24 protein-coding genes are annotated in these 20863 nt (G+C 70.0%); 8 read left to right on the top strand and 16 right to left on the bottom strand.

The features are described 5' to 3' along the window. Positions 1-21 precede the first annotated feature (21 nt). The 8 genes from FHX72_RS01200 to fdhD all read right to left on the bottom strand — a co-directional run bounded on the left by FHX72_RS01200 (position 22) and on the right by fdhD (position 7040). Positions 22-489 carry an SRPBCC domain-containing protein gene (locus tag FHX72_RS01200; protein ID WP_068477670.1) on the bottom strand — a complete coding sequence of 156 codons (468 nt, stop codon included), beginning with the start codon at positions 487-489 and terminating at the stop codon, positions 22-24. A gap of 204 nt (positions 490-693) precedes the next feature. Continuing rightward, positions 694-2208, bottom strand: a complete 1515-nt coding sequence (locus FHX72_RS01195; protein WP_183622522.1) for a DHA2 family efflux MFS transporter permease subunit — start codon at positions 2206-2208, stop codon at positions 694-696. Between the two features lie 95 nt (positions 2209-2303). Further along, the gene (locus tag FHX72_RS01190) at positions 2304-3461 is read right to left on the bottom strand and encodes an ABC transporter ATP-binding protein (RefSeq protein WP_183622520.1); all 1158 of its coding nucleotides are present in this window, start codon (positions 3459-3461) and stop codon (positions 2304-2306) included. Beyond that, positions 3458-4342: an ABC transporter permease gene (locus FHX72_RS01185; protein ID WP_183622518.1), complete on the bottom strand. Its 885-nt coding sequence runs from the start codon at positions 4340-4342 to the stop codon at positions 3458-3460. The genes FHX72_RS01190 and FHX72_RS01185 overlap by 4 nt, the downstream gene beginning before the upstream one ends. Beyond that, entirely contained in the window at positions 4339-5148 is an 810-nt protein-coding gene (gene modA / locus FHX72_RS01180; RefSeq protein WP_338109989.1) for a molybdate ABC transporter substrate-binding protein, read from the bottom strand. The genes FHX72_RS01185 and modA overlap by 4 nt, the downstream gene beginning before the upstream one ends. A 19-nt stretch (positions 5149-5167) precedes the next feature. Next, complete coding sequence (locus tag FHX72_RS01175; protein ID WP_183622516.1) at positions 5168-5581, bottom strand: TOBE domain-containing protein; 414 nt, start codon at positions 5579-5581, stop codon at positions 5168-5170. Positions 5582-5700: 119 nt separating this feature from the next. Continuing rightward, positions 5701-6183 carry a hypothetical protein gene (locus FHX72_RS01170; RefSeq protein WP_183622514.1) on the bottom strand — a complete coding sequence of 161 codons (483 nt, stop codon included), beginning with the start codon at positions 6181-6183 and terminating at the stop codon, positions 5701-5703. After that, positions 6180-7040 carry a formate dehydrogenase accessory sulfurtransferase FdhD gene (gene fdhD, locus FHX72_RS01165; RefSeq protein WP_183622512.1) on the bottom strand — a complete coding sequence of 287 codons (861 nt, stop codon included), beginning with the start codon at positions 7038-7040 and terminating at the stop codon, positions 6180-6182. The genes FHX72_RS01170 and fdhD overlap by 4 nt, the downstream gene beginning before the upstream one ends. Before the next feature lie 191 nt (positions 7041-7231). On the opposite strand from fdhD, the gene FHX72_RS01160 reads away from it, so the two are divergent. Genes FHX72_RS01160 through FHX72_RS01140 form a run of 5 tightly spaced genes read left to right on the top strand, consistent with a single transcriptional unit; the run spans position 7232 to position 11472 of the window. Continuing rightward, positions 7232-8479 carry a HesA/MoeB/ThiF family protein gene (locus FHX72_RS01160; protein ID WP_183622510.1) on the top strand — a complete coding sequence of 416 codons (1248 nt, stop codon included), beginning with the start codon at positions 7232-7234 and terminating at the stop codon, positions 8477-8479. Next, on the top strand, positions 8476-9735 hold the full coding sequence (locus FHX72_RS01155; RefSeq protein WP_183622508.1) for a molybdopterin-binding protein: 1260 nt from the start codon (positions 8476-8478) through the stop codon (positions 9733-9735). The genes FHX72_RS01160 and FHX72_RS01155 overlap by 4 nt, the downstream gene beginning before the upstream one ends. 2 nt (positions 9736-9737) lie before the next feature. Further along, on the top strand, positions 9738-10211 hold the full coding sequence (moaC, locus tag FHX72_RS01150; RefSeq protein ID WP_068477691.1) for a cyclic pyranopterin monophosphate synthase MoaC: 474 nt from the start codon (positions 9738-9740) through the stop codon (positions 10209-10211). After that, a complete protein-coding gene (locus FHX72_RS18660; RefSeq protein WP_183622506.1) occupies positions 10193-11227 on the top strand; it encodes an NTP transferase domain-containing protein in 1035 nt (344 codons plus the stop codon). Before moaC ends, FHX72_RS18660 begins: the two co-directional genes overlap by 19 nt. Continuing rightward, positions 11224-11472: a MoaD/ThiS family protein gene (locus tag FHX72_RS01140; RefSeq protein WP_183622504.1), complete on the top strand. Its 249-nt coding sequence runs from the start codon at positions 11224-11226 to the stop codon at positions 11470-11472. Before FHX72_RS18660 ends, FHX72_RS01140 begins: the two co-directional genes overlap by 4 nt. Positions 11473-11554: 82 nt before the next feature. On the opposite strand, the gene moaA is transcribed toward FHX72_RS01140, so the two are convergent. The 4 genes from moaA to FHX72_RS01120 are packed head-to-tail and all read right to left on the bottom strand — an operon-like array spanning position 11555 to position 14079. Beyond that, the gene (gene moaA, locus FHX72_RS01135; RefSeq protein WP_068477698.1) at positions 11555-12682 is read right to left on the bottom strand and encodes a GTP 3',8-cyclase MoaA; all 1128 of its coding nucleotides are present in this window, start codon (positions 12680-12682) and stop codon (positions 11555-11557) included. Further along, positions 12679-13101: a molybdenum cofactor biosynthesis protein MoaE gene (locus tag FHX72_RS01130; protein WP_068477700.1), complete on the bottom strand. Its 423-nt coding sequence runs from the start codon at positions 13099-13101 to the stop codon at positions 12679-12681. The genes moaA and FHX72_RS01130 overlap by 4 nt, the downstream gene beginning before the upstream one ends. Continuing rightward, a complete protein-coding gene (locus FHX72_RS01125) occupies positions 13098-13640 on the bottom strand; it encodes a MogA/MoaB family molybdenum cofactor biosynthesis protein (RefSeq protein ID WP_183622502.1) in 543 nt (180 codons plus the stop codon). Before FHX72_RS01125 ends, FHX72_RS01130 begins: the two co-directional genes overlap by 4 nt. A 34-nt stretch (positions 13641-13674) precedes the next feature. After that, positions 13675-14079 (bottom strand): DUF1304 domain-containing protein, encoded by a 405-nt coding sequence (locus FHX72_RS01120; protein WP_068494307.1) that lies wholly within the window; start codon positions 14077-14079, stop codon positions 13675-13677. 54 nt (positions 14080-14133) lie between these two features. Between FHX72_RS01120 and FHX72_RS01115 the strand changes: the two genes are divergently transcribed. From FHX72_RS01115 to FHX72_RS01105, 3 genes are all read left to right on the top strand, one after another. After that, positions 14134-14694: a TetR/AcrR family transcriptional regulator gene (locus FHX72_RS01115; protein ID WP_183622500.1), complete on the top strand. Its 561-nt coding sequence runs from the start codon at positions 14134-14136 to the stop codon at positions 14692-14694. Between the two features lie 102 nt (positions 14695-14796). Beyond that, positions 14797-15195, top strand: coding sequence for an ArsR/SmtB family transcription factor (locus FHX72_RS01110; RefSeq protein ID WP_183622498.1), 399 nt, complete (start codon positions 14797-14799; stop codon positions 15193-15195). Beyond that, entirely contained in the window at positions 15192-15677 is a 486-nt protein-coding gene (locus FHX72_RS01105; RefSeq protein ID WP_183622496.1) for an SRPBCC family protein, read from the top strand. Before FHX72_RS01110 ends, FHX72_RS01105 begins: the two co-directional genes overlap by 4 nt. Positions 15678-15851: 174 nt before the next feature. Here the strand turns inward: FHX72_RS01105 and FHX72_RS01100 are convergent, their stop codons facing one another. From FHX72_RS01100 to FHX72_RS01085, 4 genes are all read right to left on the bottom strand, one after another. Beyond that, a complete protein-coding gene (locus FHX72_RS01100; protein WP_183622494.1) occupies positions 15852-17141 on the bottom strand; it encodes a glycosyltransferase in 1290 nt (429 codons plus the stop codon). Then, entirely contained in the window at positions 17138-19444 is a 2307-nt protein-coding gene (locus tag FHX72_RS01095; RefSeq protein ID WP_068477845.1) for a glycoside hydrolase domain-containing protein, read from the bottom strand. Before FHX72_RS01095 ends, FHX72_RS01100 begins: the two co-directional genes overlap by 4 nt. A gap of 113 nt (positions 19445-19557) precedes the next feature. Next, positions 19558-20457 carry an oxygenase MpaB family protein gene (locus tag FHX72_RS01090; protein ID WP_183622492.1) on the bottom strand — a complete coding sequence of 300 codons (900 nt, stop codon included), beginning with the start codon at positions 20455-20457 and terminating at the stop codon, positions 19558-19560. Beyond that, entirely contained in the window at positions 20441-20848 is a 408-nt protein-coding gene (locus FHX72_RS01085; protein ID WP_068477849.1) for a MarR family winged helix-turn-helix transcriptional regulator, read from the bottom strand. Before FHX72_RS01085 ends, FHX72_RS01090 begins: the two co-directional genes overlap by 17 nt. Between the last annotated feature and the right edge of the window lie 15 nt (positions 20849-20863).

The following is a 20863-nucleotide window of genomic DNA, read 5'->3' as shown; positions in this document are numbered from 1 at the left end:
GCGCAGACCAGCTGAGTCGGCTCAGAGCAGCGGAAGGTCCTCTACCGGGGCTTCGCCGAGCGCCTCGCGCAGCAGCGGCAGCGCGGCCGTCCACGCCATCGTCTCGATCTCGGCCGACGTCGAGTCCGCGGCGATCCCCTCCAGGTCTTCGAACCCCGAATGGCGCACGGTCAGGGCCGAGCCGCCGTCTGCGGGTTCGATCGTGAACTCGACAACCGTGCTGTTCTGCGGCTGCGGGTCCTCCTCCGGCACGGCGGCCAGCCGGTAGCCGAAGCGGCGGGGCGACTCCACGAGCATTACCTCGCCCCGGAAGGTGCCGTGCTCCGGCCAGTGCACGGCCAGTACGCCGCCAGGCTCGGCCTCGATCGTCGCGCCGCCAAACGCGTACCAGCTCGCGAACGATTCCTGCTCGGTGAGCATGCTCCACAGCCGCTCGGGCGCAGCCTCGAAGGTGATGGACTTCTCGACGATCTCGGGCGCGTCAGCCATGGTCGCTCCTCAGCTCGGTGGATGCTCGACTCCCCATCTTCGCAAACCTCGGCGGGAAGCGCCCCCAACCCGCAGCTCCGTTCAGACGACGAGGCCGCCCCTCAAGCACTTCACGGCACCAACGCAGAGGGCCCGTCGCCAGGAGAATCCTGGTGACGGGCCCTGCGCGCGGCAACCGCTGAGCTCAGCGGCGCCCGGATGCGCCTAGTGCATAGTGGGCGCTTCTGCGCCCTCTCGCCTCGGGGTCGACTTCACGAAGAACGTGCCAACGATCGTGACGAGCGAGATGCACGCACCCACGAGGAACGCCGAGTGGATGCCCTGCGCTTCCGCCGAGATCGGGCCGAAGCCCTGACCTGCCGCCGCGACGGTCGAGTTCGCCATGACGACGACGAACATCGCCGTGCCGGCAGCACCCGCGAGCTGCTGCGCCGTCGTGACGACCGCGGAGCCGTGCGAGTACAGCGACTTCGGCAGGTCGCCGAGCGCGCTGGTCATGAGCGGCGTGAACATGAGCGCGAGGCCAACCGACAGCGTGACGTGAGCGGCGATGACCATCCACTGCTCGGAGTTCTCGCCGAGCATCGTCATGCCCCAGATCGCCGCGCTCACGACGAGGGAGCCCGGGATGATGAGCGGTTTCGCGCCGAAGCGGTCGAACAGGCGGCCGACAAACGGCGCGAGGAGACCCATCGTGAGGCCACCGGGCAGCAGGGTCAGGCCTGCACGCAGGGTGTCGTAGCCGAGCACTTCCTGCATGTAGATCGGGAGCAGGATGATCGTTCCGAAGAGCGACATGAAGCTCACGGCGAGCAGGACAAGCGACACCGTGAACTGGCGGCTCGTGAAGACGCGCAGGTCGAGGAGCGCGACGTCCCGCTTCTGCAGCGAGATCTGGCGCCAGATGAAGGCGCCGAGCGCGAGCGCACCGACGGTGATGGGCACAAACGCCGGGATGAGCGCCGTCGCCGAGCTCTCGCCGAGTCCGGAGAAGCCGTAGACGAGCCCACCGAACGCGAAGGCCGACAGGATGATCGACAGGACGTCGATCTTCGCCTGGCGCGGCTCCGTCACGTTTTTGATGAAGAGAGCCCCGAGGACAAGCGCGACGATAGCGATGGGAAGCACGAAGCCGAACATCCAGCGCCACTCGAAGACCTGCAGGATGAGGCCGGAGACCGTCGGTCCGATCGCGGGTGCGACGGAGATGACGATCGAGATGTTGCCCATCGTGCGCCCGCGGCGCTCGGGCGGAACCATGTTGAGGACGGTCGTCATGAGCAGCGGCATCATGATGGCGGTTCCCGAGGCCTGCACGATGCGGCCGAGGAGCAGGACCTCGAAGCCTGGAGCGAGGAAGCTCAGCAGGGTTCCGAGCGAGAACAGCACCATGGCGGCGATGAACACCTGGCGCACGTGGAAGCGCTGCAGCAGGAAGCCCGTGATCGGGATGACGACGGCCATGACGAGCATGAAGGCGGTCGTGAGCCACTGACCGGTGGCCAGCGGGATGCCGAGATCGGCGTTGAGGGCTGGCAGCGCCACGCCCATGATCGTCTCGTTCAGGATGACGACAAACGCCGAGACCAGAAGGAGTGGGATGACGAAGCGAGTGCGCGGGTCGCTGCCCTGCTGGCTCGCGGAGGCGGCCGAGCCGGCGGATGCTGGCTGGGCTGGGGTCGGTTCGGCGTCGCGTGTCGCGGTGCGCGAGTCGGTCACAGTACTCCTTGAAAGGTTCAGATCTTGGTGCACGGGCACGCCCGCACGGTCGTTCTTAACGCCGGAAACGCTCGAGGCATTCCCCGGCGCGTCGCTCAGCGGGTCGCGGCGAAGGCGACGTGAGCTGGCGGAAGGTGGACGATCACCGGCTGACCTTCGTGCAATCCCCCTGGAATGCCTGAGCCGGTGTCGAGCGGAAGCCGCGCGGTGAGACGGGCGGATGGTCGCTCATCGCCGAGAAGAAGTGTAACGCTCACCGAGCCCAGATCGCGTTCGACGTGCAGAACCTCCGCGCGCCAGGTGTTCGGGGCGAGCGGCCTGGCCGCCGCGGCCGGTTCCTGAGCGTCTCCCGCCCCGGGGAGAACAAGCTCGAGACGGTCGGAGCGGATGCTCGCGAACATCCGCTCACCCGTTGCGTTCCGAGGATCGGGCGCCCCCGGCATGCCGCCTTGCGACAGGAGTTGCCCCCGAATCTCGCCAAGCGCGCCGTGCACCGCGACCCCCCGATCGCGCAGCGCGACCTCGAACCCGGTGCGACCGACGAGCGCAGCGACGTAGGCGGTCGCGGGCCCCGCGGCGAGGACTTCTGGCGTGCCGAGCTGAGTGATCGCACCTCGCTCGACGATCGCGATCCTGTCGGCCAGCGCAGCAGCATCCGCCGGGTCGTGCGTGACGACGAGGGCTGCCCCCTCGAAACCCGCGAGCACGCGGCGCAGCTCGGCACGAACTTCCGAACGCGATTCCACGTCGAGGGCCGCGAGGGGCTCGTCAAGCAGCAGGACACGAGGCGAGGTCGCGAGCGCCCGAGCGAGCGCAACCTTCTGCGCCTGCCCTCCAGAGAGCTCGGCAGGGCGACGGGACGCGAGGTCGTGGATGCCGAGGCGCTCCAGCCATTCGGCGGCGACTCGGCGCGCCTCCCCGCGGCCGATTCCTCGAGCGCGCAGCCCGAAGGCCACGTTGTCGAGCGCGCTGAGGTGGCCGAAGAGGACGTAATCCTGGAAGACGACGCCGAGCTGTCGCTCCCTCGCGCCGAGCCGTATACCCCCGGGCGCCTCCTCCGCGAGTCGCCCCCCAAGCTCCAAGGTGCCCTGTTCGAGTGCCGCGAGGCCGGCGATCGCGCGCAGGAGTGTGGACTTGCCTGCCCCGTTCGGGCCGAGCACGGCGAGCACCTCGCCGGGCCGCACCTCGAGCTCGTACCTCGCGTGGAAGCCGCCGACGGCGACGCTCGCGCGAATGGCCAGCCCCGCGCTCATCCGCTGCGCCCCGAACCACTCGCCCGCACGCCACTCGCCCGCACGGACACAGAGGCGCCGAGCACCGCCGGAGTCCCTGCGACGCCGGACACCCAGCGACCACGCAACGCGAAGAGCACAACCACCGAGACAAGCAGGAGCAGCAGCGCGAGCGCGATCGCCGCGTCCGGATCCGACTGCATCGCGAGGTAGGTGGAGATGGGCATTGTTCGCGTGACGCCAGGGAGGCTGCCTGCGAGGGTGATGGTCGCGCCGAACTCGCCGAGGGCGCGGGCGAAGGCGAGCACTGCCCCGGCCCCGATCGCGGGCCCGACCATCGGCAGCGTGACCCGCGAGAAGGTGAACCATCGGGTCGCGCCAAGCGTCGCCGCCGCGTCCTCGACCCGGCGGTCCGCCCCCAGCAGCGCCCCCTCGACAGCGATGACGAGGAACGGCAGGGCCACGAACGTATGGGCCACGACAACCGCGGCGCTCGTGAACGGGAGGCTGAACCCCGTGAGCTGCGCGATGGGGGCGCCGAGAAGGCCGGAGCGGCCGAAGAGCAGCAGCAAGGCGAGGCCACCGACAACCGGCGGGAGCACAAGCGGGACAAGCACCAGCACCCGGACCACGCGGTACAGGCGTTGCCCCGGGATCTCCGCGAGCGAGACGAGCCACCACGCGAGCGGCACTCCGATGACCAGGCACACAAGCGTCGCCGCAACCGCGCACGAGAGGGAGAGCCAGAGAGCCTGCCCGACCAGCGGTTGTCCGACGATCTCCGGGAACTCGGCCCACGGCACGCGCAGGACGAGGGCGAGGATGGGCAGCACGAGCAGCGCCAGCGCCACCAGCGCGAAGGGGGTCAGCGCAGCAGGCGGGCGGCGACTCACCCCGGTCATGTCATGCTGAGGAAGCCGGCTTCCTCGAAGACCTCGACGCCTCGAGCCGTCAGGATGAACTCGGTGAACGCGGCGGCCGCTTCCGGGTTCGGTGCCGCCTTGAGGGGCACAATGCCGTAGTTGTTGACGGCGTCGAGCGCTTCGGGGAACTCGATCGGATCGACCTCCAAAGCCGCCGACTTCGCGTCGGTCGCGTAGACGAGGCCGGCGTCGACCTCGCCGAGACTGACCTTCGTGAGCACTGCCTTGACGTCGCTCTCGAGGGTGTCGGGCTTCGGCACGATCTCGGCCTGCTCGAATACCTTCGCCGCAGCGGCACCGCACGGAACCTCCGCGTCGCAGAGGGCGATCTTCAGATCGGGGTCCGCGAAGTCTTTGAGGCCCGTGATGCCGGCGGGGTTGCCCTCCGGGGTCACGATGACCAGCGCGTTGTGCGTGAACGTGGCCGGCGTCCACTCGACGAGCCCCGCATCCACGACCGTCTTCATCGTCGCGTCGCTCGCCGAGGCGAACACGTCGACGGGTGCGCCGCCCGTCACGATCTGCTCGGCGAGCGTCGAGCTGCCGCCGAAGTTGAGGGTCACCGTGACGCCGGGGTGGTCGGCCTCGAATTCGCTCGCGAGCTGCGTGAATGTCTCGGTCAGCGAGGCAGCCGCATACACGGTGACGGTGCCTGTGGGGCCAGTCTCTGAAGGTGAGGGCGAGGCGTCCGCGGTGCCGGATGGGCCTGCCGGCCCGGCCGCGGGCGTGCAGCCCGCGAGGGCAGCCAGCATTAGGACGCCTGCGGAGGCCGTGAGGGCGCGCACCGCCCCGAGTCTCCGCGTCTTAGACACTGTGCACTCCGTCGATTCCCACGTTGGTGGCCTTCACGCTCGCGACGACAACACTGCCGACCTCGAGGCCGAGCTCATCGACGGCTTCGCGCGAGACCAGTGAAACGATTCTGAACGGGCCTGCCTGGACGTCGACCTGGGCCATGACCGTGTCGAGCGTCAGCTTCGTGACGATGCCGCGCATCCGGTTGCGAGCGGATGCGGGTGGCAGGTCTACGAGGTCGGCACGCGGGCTGCTCTCCGCGAGTTCCTTCGCCAGGGCCGCAAGCTGCGCGCCGGAGACGGTCTTCGCGCCGACGTCGCCCTCGAGTTCGAGTCGGCCGCTCGCGCCCCAACGACGCACGGTGTCGTCGCTGACGCCGAGGAGCGAGGCTGCCTCGCTGACGCGGTATCGCTGTTCTGGCATGTGGGCATCCTCTCACGCGAAGCCGCAGGTGCGTCGATCAACCCTGGTCGAGACCCGCACCTGCGCCTGGAGGGCTCGAGCGGGCACGAGCGCGCGTGCCGCTCAGTCCCAGCTCTCAGCTACCGCAGGATCTCGACGAGAAGCACCCACGCGTTGAGGGTGGCCCCGGCGAACGTGAGCAGGAACCCCGCGGCGACCCAGTAGAGCGCATCCCACGTGTCGAACGCGAGCACTCCGCCGATGAGCATCGGCAGGAGCTGCAGGACGGTGAACGCCGCCCGCAGCACCTGGTCGCGCAGGTGCCCGTGGGGGTTCTTGAAGCCGATGATGCTCGTGCGCCAGTACAGGGCCACCACGATCACGGTGAACGCGAGCGTCACGCCGCCGAACGCCATGTTGCTGATGCCGGGGATCAGTCCGGCGGCTCCGACGATGACGATGAGCAGCAGGGACGCGATGGTCGCGCCTGCCCTCGACGGCATGCTCTTGATCGTGATGATGGTCGCGACGTTCACCGACATGGCGACGATGATGAGGCCGGCAAGCGCGGCGCCGGCGCCGACCGTGGCAACGAAGAAGCTCTCCCAGGCGTCGAGACTCACTGGCTGGCTTCCGCGTCGTCGGAGTTCAGGATGCGGTCGGGGCGCGAGTAGATGACCATCGACTCACCACGCAGGAAGCCGATCAGGGTCATTCCGCTGGCTTCGGCGAGCTCGGCCGCAAGCGAAGAGGGTGCGGAAACCGCGGCGAGGATGGGGATGCCCGCCATCTTCGCCTTCTGCACGAGCTCGAAGCTCGATCGGCCCGAGACCTGCAGCACCGTGCCGGTCAGCGGCAGCCGGTCGTTCTGCACGGCCCAGCCGACGACCTTGTCGACCGCGTTGTGCCGGCCCACGTCCTCCCGCAGGACAAGCAGCTTTCCCGTCGCGGCGTCGAAGAGGGCGGCCGCGTGCAGCCCGCCAGTCTTCTCGAAGACGGCCTGCTGCTCGCGGAGCTTGTCGGGGAACGTCACGAGCAGCTCCGCGCCGACCGTCACGGGGTCACCCGAGACGTCGTAGCTCGACGTCAGCTCGACGGCGTCGATGCTCGCCTTTCCGCACAAGCCACACGAGCTGGTCGTGTAGAAGTTGCGCGCGAGGTCGGGGTCCGGCTGCGGCGTGCCTGGCGAGAGTCGCACGTCGAGCACGTTGTAGGTGTTGAGGCCGTCGGCCGTGCCGTCCGCGCCCGCGCAGTACATCGCGGACTGGAACTGCTCCCCGCGGGAGATGACGCCCTCCGAGACGAGGAAGCCTGCCGCGAGCTCGAAGTCGTTCCCTGGCGTGCGCATCGTGATCGCAAGCTGCTGGCCGCCGACGCGGATCTCGAGCGGCTCTTCGGCCGCGAGGAAGTCGGCCTTCCGACTCGGGGGCTTCCCGAGACTCAGCCGCGTGACGCTTCGCCGCACTGTGATCCGACCCACGCGCTCATGCTAGCCGCCGCCGCGCATCCCGCGCACGGGCCCGCGCAGGGCCCGCATCCGCTGCCGGCAGAGGAAGTGTGGTCGTCAAACCTCGAGTTTGACGACCACAACTCAGCCCTCGGCGCGAACTGAGGTGGTGAGCCCGGCACCACAGTCACTGGCGGCTCGGGATGCGGCGGTAGGGTGACGCCATGCGCCTCGCCCCGCTTGTTGCACCGTCCCCCGAGCTTGGCGGCGACGAACTCGCCCGCACCGCGCGCCAGCGCCGCCTGCCGGAGCTCGGCGAGGTCGGGCAGCGCCGCCTCGCCGCCAGCCGCGTGGCGGTCCTCGGCGCGGGAGGCCTCGGCGCGCCGGCGCTCCAATACCTCGCGGCGGCCGGCGTCGGCACGATCGGCGTCATCGACGCGGATGCGGTCGAGCCGAGCAACCTGCACAGGCAGGTCATCCACGGCATCGGCGACGTGGGCGAGAGAAAGACCGCGAGCGCCGCCAGGAGCCTGCGCGAGCTCGCACCTGACGTGACCGTGATCGAGCACGACGAGCGACTCGACGAGTCGAACGCCGCGACGATCCTCGGCGGCTACGACCTCGTGCTCGACGGGGCAGACAACTTCGCGACGCGCTACGCCGTCGCCGATGCCTGCGTGGCGCTTGGCCTGCCGCTCGTGTGGGGGTCGGTGCTGCGCTTCGACGCGCAGCTGAGCGTGTTCTGGTCGAGCCCGCCGGCCCCGGCCGAGGGCGTCACGTTGCGCGATGTGTTCCCCGAGCCGCCGCCCGCGGGCTCCGTGCCCTCGTGCGCCGAGGCCGGTGTGCTCGGCGCCCTCTGCGGCGTGGTCGGCTCGATGATGGCGGTCGAGGCGATCAAGCTCGTCACCGGCATCGGAGAGGTGCTGCTCGGTCGGCTTCTTGTTGTCGAGGCCCTCACGATGCGTGTGTCCGAGCTGCCGCTCCGCGCGGTTGCCGTTGGCGCTTCCGCCCAAGCCTCCGCCGCAGGCTCTTCAGAGCACACCCCGCAGACGTCCGCACGCAGCGAAGCACCGGCTCGCCCGCAACCGCCAGCCCCCCGCGACTACGACCCCGTCGTGGATGCGGGCGGCCACTTCGTCGACGTGCGCGAGCCGGACGAGTACGCGGTCGACGGTCTGCCAGGCGCCTCCTCGCTGCCGCTGAGCGAGCTGCTGCAGCTCGAGCACGACCCGGGGAGTCTGACTGCGCGTCTGCGCCGCCTCGCCGACGAAGGGGCGGGAACCGAGCAGGCAACGCTCAACCTCTACTGCGTCTCCGCCACGCGCGCGAGGCGGGCGGCGCTGCTGCTCGCCCCACTCGGCATCGAGGTTCGCGTCGTGCAGACGCCCGAGCTGAACGCGCTCCGCGCTCCCGCGGGAACAGCGTCCGCGAGCTCGCGCGAGAGCGCCGCCCAGAACGGGGCGTCCTCGTGATCGAGGTCGAGGCCCAGCTCGCAGACGTGCTCGCGGCGACCGTGCCGCTGCCAAGCGACACGGTGCCGCTCGCCGCGGCCCACGGCAGGGTCATCGCGGAGACGGTCACGACGAGGTACGCGCTCCCGCCCTGGACCAACTCCGCCATGGACGGCTACGCGGTGCGCGCTGCGGACGTGGCAGCGGCGAGCAAAGAGATGCCCGTCGCCCTGGATGTCATCGCCGATCTGCCCGCGGGCACCTCGGCCGACCCGCGCATTCTGGCGGGCCAGGCGGCCCGGATCATGACCGGTGCGCCCGTCCCGGCCGACGCCGATGCGATCGTGCCAGTCGAAGCGACCGACGGCGGTGAGGAGCGCGTGATCATCAGCGCGCCCGCGACGCCAGGGGTGCACATCCGCAGGGCCGGCGAGGACCGCCAGCCGGGCGACCCGCTCGTCTCCGCCGGCTCGCGTGCAAGCGCGGAGGCGCTCTCGGCGCTCGCCTCGGCCGGCTACGGCACCATCGCGGTCTCGCGCCGCCCGCGTCTCGCCGTCATCGCGACGGGCAGCGAGCTCGTCGCGCCGGGCGAGCCGCTCGCCCGAGGGCAGATCCCCGACTCCAACTCACTCCTGATCTCCTCGCTGGCCGTCGAGAACGGCGCCGAGCTCGTCGACGTCGTGCGGGTCTCCGACGAGGTCTCCGAGCTCGACGCCGCGCTGCGTTCGCTCGCGAAGCGCTGCGACGTCATCGTGCTCACCGGCGGCGTCAGCATGGGCGCCTACGACCCCGTCAAGGAGCTTCTCTCCCCCGACGGGCAGGTGCACTTCTCGAAGGTCGCCATGCAGCCAGGCAAGCCGCAGGGGTTCGGCCGCCTCGCCGAGCCGTGGGTCGCCGACGACGAGCTCGGCCCCCTCGTGTTCGGGCTCCCGGGAAACCCCGTCAGCGCCTGGGTCTCGTTCCTGGTCTTCGTCCGGCCATGCCTGCGCGCACTGCAAGGCGCATCCACCGTCGAGGACCCGCGCCTCAGCGCACGCGCCGAGATCGACTGGCGCACCCCGCCGGGACGGCGGCAGTATCTGCCTGCGCGCATCCGCACGACGGATGCCGGGGTCACGGTCTCCCCCGCCGCCGCGAGGGGGTCCGGCTCGCACCTCGTCGGCAGCCTTGCCGACGCCAACGGCTACGCCATCGTCGACGCGAGTGTCGAGCGCGTGTACGAGGGCGACGTCGTGCAGGTCGTGCGCCTGGTGTCGGACGTGGATGCCAGACTCTGAGCATGACGAACTTCACGCACCTGGACGCAGCCGGCCACGCACGCATGGTCGACGTCACCGAGAAGCAGCCGACGGTGCGGGCCGCGACGGCCTCCGGCATGGTCTACTGCGGCGAGCAGGTGCTCGAGGCGCTCTCCAACGACTCGGTACCGAAGGGCGACGCCTTTGCTGTGGCGCGCATCGCGGGCATCCAGGGCGCGAAGAAGTGCGCCGAGCTCCTACCCCTCGCCCACATCATCGGCGTGCACGGGGCGAGTGTCGACCTCGAGCTGCGTGACGACGGCGTGCTGATCACCGCGACCGTCCGCACGGCCGACCGCACCGGCGTCGAGATGGAGGCGTTCACGGCGGTCTCGGTCGCCGCCCTCGCGCTGGTCGACATGGTCAAGGGCATCGATAAGTCGGTGACGATCGGCGACATCAAGCTCATCGCCAAGACCGGTGGGAAGTCGGGCCCGTGGAAGCGCGAGCAGTAACGCAGCCGACCCGCGGCACCGGCGCGGAGGGCGAATTCGACGCGGTCATCTTGGCGGGTGGGCGCGGGTCGCGCCTCGGCGGAGCCAGCAAGGGCGACCTAGAGGTCGGCGGGCGGCGCCTCGTCGACATCGCCGTGAGCGCCGCGCGGGAGGCCGGTGCCGCCCGCATCGTCGTGGTCGGGCCCGTCACCGTGGATGCTCCTACCGTTGTCGTCCGCGAGGAGCCGCCGTTCGGGGGGCCCGCGGCCGGCCTCGCCGCTGCGCTCCCGAGGGTCGCCGCGCAGCGCGTACTCGTGCTGGCCTGCGACCTGCCAAGGGCCGCCGAGCTCGTGGCGCTGCTCCTCGGCAATGGCGGGCAGCGGCGTGAAGGCCGGCACGAGAGCGCCCGGGACCGTGCTGATCGGCCCGGCGCAGACGGACGCGTGGTCGTCGACGGGGACGGGCGCACGCAGTGGCTCGCCGGGCTCTACCGGACCCAGGCGATCAGGGACGCGGTCGCCACCTGGGGGCAGGCAAACGTGGACGGCCTCCCGGTCCGCCGCCTCCTTGAACCGCTCGACCTCGCGCCGCTGCGCGACGAGGAGGGCGCCAGCGCCGACATCGACACCCCGGAACAGCTCGCGACTGCCCGAGAGCGCGCCACCCAGACGGGCGACGTGGGCCTCGAACCGCGAGCCGCGCACGCCCCAAACGAAGACCCAGACGTAGCCGCCAACGAGGAAGGACCCTCAGCGATGACCGAGAAGCCGAAACACCTGCCGCCGGAGGCGCTCGACGAGTGGCTCGCGGAGGCCAAGCGAGTACTCGAGATCGACGACGACCTCGACATCGGCGCGCTCCTCGACGTCGCCAAGGAGGTGGCCCACAGCGTTGCGCGCCCGGCTGCCCCGCTCACGACGTTTGCGCTCGGGGTAGCACTTGGCAGGCAGAGCACCGCCTCCGACTCACCCGAGGTCTTCGCGCGCCTGGCGGAACTCGTGACCGCACGCGCTCACGCCTGGGAGGTCGGAGCATGAGCGCGCTATCTCGCGTCCGCGTCTTCGCGGGGGCAGCTGAGGCCATCGGCGGCAGCGAGTTCTCGCTCCAGGTCGACTCCATCGGGGCACTCCTCGCCGAGCTCAACCCGTCCACCGATGCGCACGTCGCGGACGTGCTCGCGCGCTGCTCGTTCCTCGTCGACGGAGTGCGTACGTCCGACGCCGAGGCGCGCATCGCGCCGGGCGCATCCGTCGACGTCCTCCCGCCCTTCGCGGGCGGCTGACCGGCGCCCTCACCGAGCCGCCGCGTTCGCTCCATCTCAGAGCGCGCCGCGCTCGCCGACCCGCCGACGGCACCGGGCCTACCTAGCCGCCGATGGCGTTCATCCCGCGGGCGGGCTGCAGGAAGCTCGGGTCGTTGATGGCGTGGCCCGGAAGCTTGTTGTGGATGCACGAACGCAGCATCGAGTCGGCTGCCAGCTCGGAGGCGCTCCAGTCCCCCACGGCGTGACGCGCGCGCGCCGCGTCGTCGCCGTCTGCCGCGAAGCCCGGGTCCGCGCGCAGGATAGGCATGAGGTCGTACTCGCTCGTTGAGAACAGGCAGTTGCGGAGCTGGCCGTCAGCCGTCAGCCTGAGCCGGTCGCAGTTCCCGCAGAAGGGGGCAGTGACGGAGGCGATGACGCCGACCGTATGCGGGCCGCCGTCGATCCTCCAGCGTTCGGCGGGCGCGCCGCCGCGGCCCGGCACCGGCTCGAGCGCGAACCGTGCGGAGAGCGCGTCGAGCAGCTCCTCTCTCGTCACCATTTGCTCGCGATCCCACGTGTGGCCAGCGTCGAGGGGCATCTGCTCGATGAACCGCATCTGCGCGTCGTGCGCCATGGCGAACTCCACGAGTTCCACGATCTCGTCGTCGTTCACGCCGCGCATCGCGACGGCGTTGAGCTTGAGCGGGCGAAGCGACGAGGCCTGTGCCGCGCGGATGCCCGTCAGCACCTCGTCGAGCTTGTCGCGCCTCGTGAGCGACGCGAACCGGTCGTGGCGGAGCGTGTCGATCGAGACGTTGAGGCGGTCGAGGCCCGCGTCGATGAGCTGCGGCAGGAGCCTCGGCAGCAGGATCCCGTTTGTGGTCATGGCCACCTGCACGGGCCCCAACGGCCCCTCGATGGCGGAGATGCGCCGCACGATCTCGACGACGTCGCGCCGGAGCAGCGGCTCACCGCCGGTCAGGCGGAACGTCGTGATGCCAGACGCGGCCGCGAGCTGGGCCAGGCGCACGATCTGGCTCGTCGTGAGGATGCTGTCCTTCTCGAGGAACTCGTTGCCCTCGGCCGGCATGCAGTAGGTGCAGCGCAACGAGCATTTGTCGGTCAGCGAGATGCGGAGGTCGCGGTGCACGCGGCCGTGTGTATCGACGAGCGGGTCGCCTGGCGCGGCGGGGAGCTGCGCCTCCACACGCCGCGGGCGGCGGGCGATCGTAACGGGGACGGCGGTCATGGCAGGCCGACCCAGGACGCGCTGCCGTCGGCCTCGTGCTGCTGCTTCCAGATCGGCACCTCGGCCTTCACGGCCTCGACAAGGGCGCGGCTCACGTCGTACGCGTCGCCCCGATGCGCGCTCGCGACGCACGCGATGAGGGCGATGTCGCCAACCTCGAGGTGCCCGATGCGGTGGCTCACGGCGATGCGCACCCCATCACGGCTGTGGGCGGCCACGAGACCCTCGAGCACGCGCTCCGCATCCGGGTGCGCCGTGTAGTCGAGCGAGACGACTCGGCCCTCGGCCTCCGGGTCGTGGTCCCTGATCTGCCCGACGAAGGTCACGACGGCGCCCGCGTGCGGGTCCTCGACGGCGGCCAGGTGCTCCGCGAGCAGCAGCTCGTCGGGGGTCACTCGGGTAAGAGGGCTGGCGCTCACGGAGTGTGGTCTCCGCCACGCAGCTGGTCGAGGACGTGCGGGATGAGCGGTGCGAGCAGCGCGACGCCGTCGCGGGCGGCCCCCGGTGAGCCGGCGAGGTTGACTACCAGGCTCGGGGCTCCGCGGCCCGGACGATCGATGATTCCAGCGAGGCCGCGCGAGAGGACGGCGGTCGGGACCCGGTCGCGCGCGTTTGCTCGGAGCGCTTCCGCGATGCCTGGGAGCTCACGGGTGATGAGCGGCCAGGTCGCCTCCGGCGTCTCGTCCCGCGGCGAGAGCCCCGTGCCGCCGAGCGTGAGGATGATCTGCGCGTCCGCATCCGCCGCCTGCGCGATCGCGTCGCGGACGACCGTCGCGCCGTCGGCGACGACACTCAGCGTCACCGCCGTGTAGCCGTGGCGTGCGAGCTCCTCGATGGCGGCCGGGCCGGAGAGGTCCTCTCGCTCACCTCTTGCCGAACGATCCGAGACCGTGATGACGGCGATCGTGGCCTGCTGCTCGTGGCTCGGCGCTTGCAGCCGAGGGGACGCTTCCTGCATGGACCGAGCGTACCCGCTGGCCCTCGGCGCAGGCTCAGCCCGCGAGCGCGCCGGTTCCCGCCGCGATGCCGAGCAGCGCAACCGCGATAAGCGGGAAGGTGCCCTGCACGGCCCCTGCGCGCAGCTTCGTGCGGTCGTTCGTGATGAGCACGATGGCGGCGAGCAGCATTGACCCGGCTCCCGCGAAGACAAGCGTGGCCCCGACGGCGGTGTGCCCAGCAACCGCGAGGACGACACCAAGGCCGGCCATGATCGCGAGGAAGAGGTTGTAGAAGCCCTGGTTGTAGGCCATGGGCTTGAGCGTCTCAGCAACCTCGAGCGAGGGTACGCCGAACGTCCTGCGCGTCGACTCGGCGGTCCAGCGCACCGATTCGAGGATGAAGATGTAGACGTGGAGGAGCGCCGCGAGGGCGGCCAAGACGAGAGCAGCAGTAAGCATGGGAGCTCCTAGATCGGTGTATTCTGAAACGAACGTTACAGTATCGGAGGCCGCATGGCGCGCACGATGAGCTTCGACCGCCAGGACGCCGTTGCCGGCGCCCGCGCACTCTTCTGGCGCCGAGGGTACGACTCCGCCTCGACGGGCGATCTCGAGGCGGCAACCGGATTGAGCCGGTCGAGCATCTACAACACGTTCGGCAGCAAGCGAGGACTCTTCGACGCTGCGATCGAGAGCTACCTCGACGACGTGGTGCGCCCACTGCTCGCACCACTGCAGGCCCACCCCGTGGCCCCGGCAGCCCTCGACGACTACCTCGCGCGACTCGCGGCAGCCATCGCCGCGCAAGACCGGCGCGACGAGGTTCGCGGCTGCTTGCTGCTCGCGACCGCCTCGAGCTCCCTCGCCGACGACCCGGAGATCCGGGCATCCATCACGGGCTACCGCGCAACGCTCGAGCACGCAATCACGCGCGGCACGAGCGCCCTGGCCCTTCCCGACGCGACGGGCACACTCGTCACAGCCGCCGTCGTCGGCGCCCTCACCATGGCACGCGTGGACACTCGATCGGCGGTGGATGCACTCAGTGCGGCCAGGGTCACCATCCGCGCCTGACACCAAACCCGAATCTTCATCAACCGAACGGTTGACAAGCCGGCGCGACGGGTCCACGATGGACTCATCAACCATCTGGTTGACGAAACGATCCGAGGAGCCATGAACGCCGACGCGCTCTCCCCAGTCTTCGCCGCCCTCGCGGACCCGACCCGACGCGACATCGTGGCCAGGCTCGCCGGTGGCGACGCGACCGTCGGCGAGCTCGCGGCCCCGTACGACGTCTCCGTGCAAGCCATCTCGAAGCACCTCCGCGTGCTCGAGGACTCCGGCCTCGTGACGCGCACGAGTGACGCCGTCCGCGCTCCCCGGCACCTCGAAGCGGAGGTCCTGAGCCTCATGACCAAGTGGATCGAGCGGTACCAAGCCACCGCCGAGGCACGCTACCGGCGCCTCGACGCACTCCTCGAAGCGACCGACGAACACCCGCAACCGCGAGCATCCGCCCCAGACCAAGACCCAGACCCAGACCCAGCACCCTCGAAAGGAATCCCATCATGAGCACCACCTCAGCCAAAGACACCGTCGTCACCGTTGGCGAAGACGTGCCGAACGTTGCCGTCGTGCGCGAGTTCGACGCGACCCCCGAGCGCGTCTTCCGTGCTTTTGTCGACCCTGACCTCTTCGCGAAGTGGGTGGGCCCGCACGAGGTCTCCACGAACATCAACCACTGGAACGCCGTCACGGGAGGCGCCTACCGGTGGGCGAACCTGCAGGACGGCGAGGAGATCGCGAGCTTCTACGGCTCGTTCCACGAGGTGCGCGAGAACGAGCGCATCGTGCAGACCCAGACCTTCGAGATGATCCCGGACGGCGTGCTGCTCGAGACCATCACGTTCGAGCCGCTCGAGGGCGGCCGCACGAGAGTTACGAGCACCAGCCTGCTCGAGTCGTTCGCGATGCGCGACGGCCTCGTCGTGAGCGGCATGGAGTACGGCGTGCGCGCGGGCTACGAGAAGCTCGACGCGCTCCTCGCCGCCTGACGCGTGCCGCTGCCCGCCACGAGCATCCACAATGCATCCCGCCCGCTCCTGACCAACTTGCGTGACGAAAGCCTCGAGAGCCAGCATGGCGTGCCGGGTCCGGGGCTTTCGTCACGCAAGTTGGTCAGGTGGGGGGACGGTCAGGTGGCTGTATGCACACCAGGCCTCCTCGCGTCAGGCCGCGAGCGCCGCCTGCGGGAGCCGGTCGAAGAGCTTGTCGAAGACGGCGAGCCGGTCGAACTGCAGCGCGTAGTCCCTCGCCTTCACGGCGAGCAGTCGACGCTCGGCGGCCGTCGTCTCGAGGACCGCCGTGTTGAGCGCCTCGGCGATCGACGATGGACTGTTGACCGGAACGATGAGGGCGTGGTCGCCCACGGCCTCCCCCACCCCTCCCGTGACGGTCGTGATGACGCGGCCACCGCCGGCCAGCATCTTCTCCGCGAGGGCGATGCCGAACGTCTCGATGAACTCGGGGCGCGGCTTCGTCGGCAGCACAAACGCCGCGCACCCGGCCATCAGGAACGGCTTCTCCGCGTCTCCGACGTCTTCGAGGAAATGGATGCGGTGCGCGAGCGGCGAGGCCGCTCCGATCGCCTTGAGTTCCTCCGCCTGCGGCCCGCGGCCCGCGATGACGAGCTGGATCTCGGGGTCGTCCGCGACGCGCGACTGCTCGAAGCCCGCGATGAGGTCCTCGACCCCCTTGGCCTCCGTGAGCCTGGAGAGGAACATGACGTAGCCGTCGCGCTTGAGGCCGCGCGCCTCGACGGCAGCCGTGATGTCGGCGTCGGCCAGGTCAACGTAGGCGCTCGAGTCGATGGCCGGGTAGGAGATCTCGATGCGGTTCTCGCACTGGGGCGCGTAGCGGGTGCCGTGCTGCGCATCCACCTTCGCGGCCTCCCCCACGATGAGGTCTCGGGTGTACTCGGAGACGGCGACGCACACGTCTTGCGACAGGTAGGCGGAGAGGATGTGCGCGGCGGCGCCGAGGCGGCCCTCCTCGACCGCGTGCTTGACGACGTTGGTGACATCGGAGCCAACCGCCTCGGCGATGGTCGTGACATTGACGGGGAGGCCCGTCGAGCGCGCGACCGTGAGGGCTTCGGCCACGGCGAGCGTGTGCGGGCTGAGGTACAGCGACATGCATACCGTCGGGACACCGTCGGTGAAGAGCTCGACGAGACGGCCGACGAGTCCAGCAAGGTAGCGGCCGTCCGGCACCTTGTAGTCGCCAACGGGCGCCGGGCGGTCGACGTAGATGCCGTCGCTGTACGGCATGACGGTCTCGAGCGGCTTGAGCGGCAACCCTGCCGCCTGGAGGCGCTCGATGGGCCAGGTGACGATGCGCACCTCGTCGAAGCCGCGCAGGCGTGCGGCCTCGGCGAGGTTGCGTGCCTCGACGGAGTGCCCGCAGATGACTGGATCGGCGCGGACGACGATCACGAGGCGGTTCTGGATCTTGTTCATGAGGGTCCTCCCGGGGTTGGGGTCGACGGCTCGCCGTCGACGGTGGGTGGGGTAACGGGGGTGGATGCTGCGGTCGGGATGGGTGAGGTGACTGGGGTGGCAGCTGGGGCCGGGAACGAGGTCGGAAGGTCCTGTGCTCGCGTGCCCCAGTCGCTCGGCTCGGGGCCGAGCTCGAGGTGCAGTTCCTGCGCCGCCATGAGCTCGCTCGGCGACAGCCAGCTCCTACTCAGCGGCCGCCCGTCGAGGTGCGCGCTCTGCACGTACTGCACCGGGCCGCCGTGGGCTGGCTCGCGGAAGCCGGTGGTCGTGACACGGAAGCGCTCGCCGTAGACCGCGAGCGACGATTCGGCGAACGCCGGCGCGTTGACGAGGAAGCTCGCCTGGCCTGCGACCGGGAAGAGCCCGAGCGACGCCCAGACGTACCAGGAGCTGAGGCCGCCCGAGTCGTCGTTGCCAGGCAGGCCGCCTCGTCCGGTCGCGTACTGCTGGGTGATGACGGCGTGCACGATCTCTGCGGTCCTGTCGGGCCGGCCTGCGTAGTGGTACGCCCACGGGGCTTCCATGTCCGGCTCGTTGTTGAGCCCCTCGAAGCGTCCGAGTGCGTAGCCGGCGGCGAGTTCCTCGATGCCGGGCGATCTGCCTGGCTGCGTGACAGGCTGCGCCCCGTAGCCGAAGAACTCGTCGAGCTGCGAGACGAAGCCCTCCGGCCCTCCGCTCAGCTGCATCCGCCCTGCCATGTCGTGGAGGATGCGGAACGAGTAGTTGTGCTTCGAGCCCTCGTAGAAGTTCGAGTCGACGAGCAGCCCGGTCTCGGGGTCGAACGCGTTGCGCCACTGCCCCGCGCGCTTCTCGAGCTGCTGCACAAGCTGCAGGTCGCCGACCCGAGCTGCGACCCGAGCCGTGCACCAGTAGCCGAACGCGAGGTCGAGCGTGTGGGTGATGGGATGCGCGACCCCGCGCAGCAGGAACTCCTCGCCGTAGGTGCGCCGCAGGTCGTCTGCCATGTGCACGAGCGCCCAGTCCCAGTCGATGCCGGACAGCCCGAGCTGGCAGAGGTCGGCGAGGAAGGTGTGCGCCAGCGCGCTGCCCTGCCTGGAGAAGCGGTCGCTGCCTTTTGCCATGCGGTAGCCGATCGGGAAGTTGCCCTCCTCTTGGCAGATGGTGAGGAGCGCGTTGGCGAGTTCGACGGCCTTGTCAGGGCGCAGCGCCGTGAGTAGGGGCAGCTGGGTCCGGTAGATGTCCCACATCGTCGACAGGTCGAACACAAACGGGCCGTCGCTCGGCCAGAACGGGCTCTCGTTGAGCGCGAAGGACGGCTTCACGAACGAGTGGTAGACGGCGGTCGAGAACACGGTCTCGCGCTCGGCCGAGCCGGTGTCGACCTCGATCTCGTCGAGCAGGTCCTGCCAGTCGCGCTCGGTCTCGGCGAGCCGGTCCGCGAACCTGCCCTCGCCGTCTCCACAGTCGGCCCTGAGGTTCTTCTCGGCCTGCTCGACACCGCGCAGCGAGAAGCCGATGCGCACCTCGACGACCTGCCCTTCCTCGCTCGGGCCGGCCCACATGAGGCCGAAGGGTCGCAGTGTGGTCGGGCGGATGTGGTCGAAGTCGAGGCGCGTGCCGCCCGGCATGAGCCGACGGTCGTGCCACAGCATCTGTCGCCACTGGGGCGTATCGCACTCGATGTGCACGGCGAGCGGGGCGCCCTCCGCGACGATCTCGCCAGTCGCGACGCCAGGCCTGACGGTCTCGAGGTGGGCCCGCAGCGGCACGGTCGCCCCGTACGGGATGGCGAGCCCGCCGAGGGAGAAGTCGACCACGACGCGCGCGCTCGAGTGCTTCGGGAACGTGTAGCGATGCACGGCGCTCTTCGGCCCGACGGTGATCTCGGCGCGGATCCCGTTGCCGAGCGTCGCCGCGTAGTAGCCGGGCGATGCATCCTCGTCGTCGAGCGACCACGTGCGGCCGAGCACGTCGAGCGGCTCGATCATGGGCGTGACCCTGAAGTAGTTGTAGTACTTGCGGATCGCCCCGGTGCCAGACTGCTGGAAGTGCGTGAACCCCGACGCGAGCGGCCGGTCGTAGATGGTCTCAGGCACCCCTTCGAGGCTGAGGTCGTATTTCCCGTAGCCCGTCGGATAGGCACCTGAGTAGGCGCAGGCCGACACCATCCCGAGCGGATACGTGGCGCCAGGATGCGTGTTGCCGATCTGCGGCTTCGGCCACCACCAGGTCGCGGCGAGGCCCGTCTGCGGCGGCAGCGCAGTGGGCTCTGTGCCGATGAACGGGTCTACTCGGGTGGTCATGGTGTGAGCCTGAAGGGGCCCTGCTACGGGAGTGTGGACGTCAGGTTACGTTCACGCGTCGGGAGACTGTGCACGCCCTGGGTCGAGACCCGCCCGTGGCGGTGCGACGGGGCTCAGACGAGCGGCTGTCCGCGACGGATGCGCCTGCGGACATCCGCGAGGAGGAGGCGGTACACGAGCCCGGACAAGGCAAGCGGGAGCGCACGCTCGATGCGCACCAGGACGGCCCTCTGGCGGGCGAACCAGGCCTCGTCGGCAGACGTCCAGCGGACGCGGAGCGCGCTACGGAACTCGGGAGGCAGGAAGCCGACGGTGAGCCGCTGATGCCAGGCCCGGAGCCGCTCGGGCAGCACCCCCGCCGCGAACTCGAGCCGCGCGACATCCAACAGGTAGGCGCGCACCTCGTCGTCGACGCGAAGCTTCGCGAGCTCTGCGCGCCAGTACTCGTCGAAGGCACCGATACTGGCGGGCCAGGAACTCGGCGGCATCTGGAGTGTGGTGCCGAACACGCGGCCTTCGAGCAGGAAGCGCTCGGCTGCCGCCTCCGGCTGTGGCCCCTCGACGAGCTCGAGCACGTCGCGGGAACCGACGAAGAGGCACGCCGCGACCCATTTCTGCAGTTCGATCCTGAGCGCAGAGTAGTCCTCGGTAGCGTGCGGGTCTCGGTCAGAGCGGACCTGCGCATGCTGGCGTGTGACGGCCCGACGGTACGCGCGGCGCTCATCCGGCGTGCCCAGCACGGCCACCGCGAGATAGCTCAGGGTTGTCCTCGTGCGCTTGACGGGATGCACGTCGAGGCGGCCGCTTGCCACCCTGCTGTGCGCCACCCCCTGCCCCACTGCGGGGTTGGTGAGCTGCATGATGACGTTCGCGGCGCCCATCGCGAGCGCCAGCAGGCGCGAGCTGCGTGGGAGCTCGACGCAGACGATGTCGTCGACGGAGGAGGAGGTCCACCGCTCCGCTGGGGCTGCCCCTCGGAGCGCGGCCGGGCGGCCGTCAGACGCTTTGCGCACTCAGGCTCTTCGCGATGGCCTTGAGCTCCGTGCTCGAGCAGCCGGCGAGCGGCGATGCCCGCTTGAGTGCCGCGATCGCGAGCTTGCGAACGCGCTTGCCCTCGGCCGTCAGCGTCAGCACGCGCGAGCGGCGGTCGTGCTCGCTCTCCCGGCGCTCGACGAAGCCGCGGTCGACAAGACGATCGGAGACGAAGGTGAGGTTCGACGCGTTGCAGTGCAGCTTCGTCGCGAGCTCCTTCATGGCCGGCGGCTGCGCATCCGGGTCGATGGCCCACAGCGCCTGCGCGGTCGGGAAGGTGAGGCCAAGCGCTTCGAGTTCCCGCTCAGCAGCCTCGTTGGTGCTCTGCGCGGTTTCGTAGACGGCACGAAGCGCCCGTTCCAGCGAATCCATATTCAGTACCTTACG

Source organism: Pseudoclavibacter helvolus (assembly GCF_014191305.1).
GTDB classification, from domain to species: domain Bacteria; phylum Actinomycetota; class Actinomycetes; order Actinomycetales; family Microbacteriaceae; genus Pseudoclavibacter; species Pseudoclavibacter helvolus.
The sequence above is the reverse complement of the archived record's forward strand: the minus strand, read 5'-3'. Positions and strand labels throughout refer to the sequence as shown.

Bases quoted from the DNA above. Each gene is read 5' to 3' on its own strand.
- FHX72_RS01200 (WP_068477670.1), bottom strand. From the start codon at position 489: ATGGCTGACGCGCCCGAGATCGTCGAGAAGTCCATCACCTTCGAGGCT.
- FHX72_RS01190 (WP_183622520.1), bottom strand. From the start codon at position 3,461: ATGAGCGCGGGGCTGGCCATTCGCGCGAGCGTCGCCGTCGGCGGCTTC.
- FHX72_RS01185 (WP_183622518.1), bottom strand. From the start codon at position 4,342: ATGACCGGGGTGAGTCGCCGCCCGCCTGCTGCGCTGACCCCCTTCGCG.
- FHX72_RS01175 (WP_183622516.1), bottom strand. From the start codon at position 5,581: ATGCCAGAACAGCGATACCGCGTCAGCGAGGCAGCCTCGCTCCTCGGC.
- FHX72_RS01160 (WP_183622510.1), top strand. From the start codon at position 7,232: ATGCGCCTCGCCCCGCTTGTTGCACCGTCCCCCGAGCTTGGCGGCGAC.
- moaC (WP_068477691.1), top strand. From the start codon at position 9,738: ATGACGAACTTCACGCACCTGGACGCAGCCGGCCACGCACGCATGGTC.
- FHX72_RS01140 (WP_183622504.1), top strand. From the start codon at position 11,224: ATGAGCGCGCTATCTCGCGTCCGCGTCTTCGCGGGGGCAGCTGAGGCC.
- moaA (WP_068477698.1), bottom strand. From the start codon at position 12,682: ATGACCGCCGTCCCCGTTACGATCGCCCGCCGCCCGCGGCGTGTGGAG.
- FHX72_RS01125 (WP_183622502.1), bottom strand. From the start codon at position 13,640: ATGCAGGAAGCGTCCCCTCGGCTGCAAGCGCCGAGCCACGAGCAGCAG.
- FHX72_RS01120 (WP_068494307.1), bottom strand. From the start codon at position 14,079: ATGCTTACTGCTGCTCTCGTCTTGGCCGCCCTCGCGGCGCTCCTCCAC.
- FHX72_RS01115 (WP_183622500.1), top strand. From the start codon at position 14,134: ATGGCGCGCACGATGAGCTTCGACCGCCAGGACGCCGTTGCCGGCGCC.
- FHX72_RS01110 (WP_183622498.1), top strand. From the start codon at position 14,797: ATGAACGCCGACGCGCTCTCCCCAGTCTTCGCCGCCCTCGCGGACCCG.
- FHX72_RS01105 (WP_183622496.1), top strand. From the start codon at position 15,192: ATGAGCACCACCTCAGCCAAAGACACCGTCGTCACCGTTGGCGAAGAC.
- FHX72_RS01100 (WP_183622494.1), bottom strand. From the start codon at position 17,141: ATGAACAAGATCCAGAACCGCCTCGTGATCGTCGTCCGCGCCGATCCA.
- FHX72_RS01095 (WP_068477845.1), bottom strand. From the start codon at position 19,444: ATGACCACCCGAGTAGACCCGTTCATCGGCACAGAGCCCACTGCGCTG.
- FHX72_RS01085 (WP_068477849.1), bottom strand. From the start codon at position 20,848: ATGGATTCGCTGGAACGGGCGCTTCGTGCCGTCTACGAAACCGCGCAG.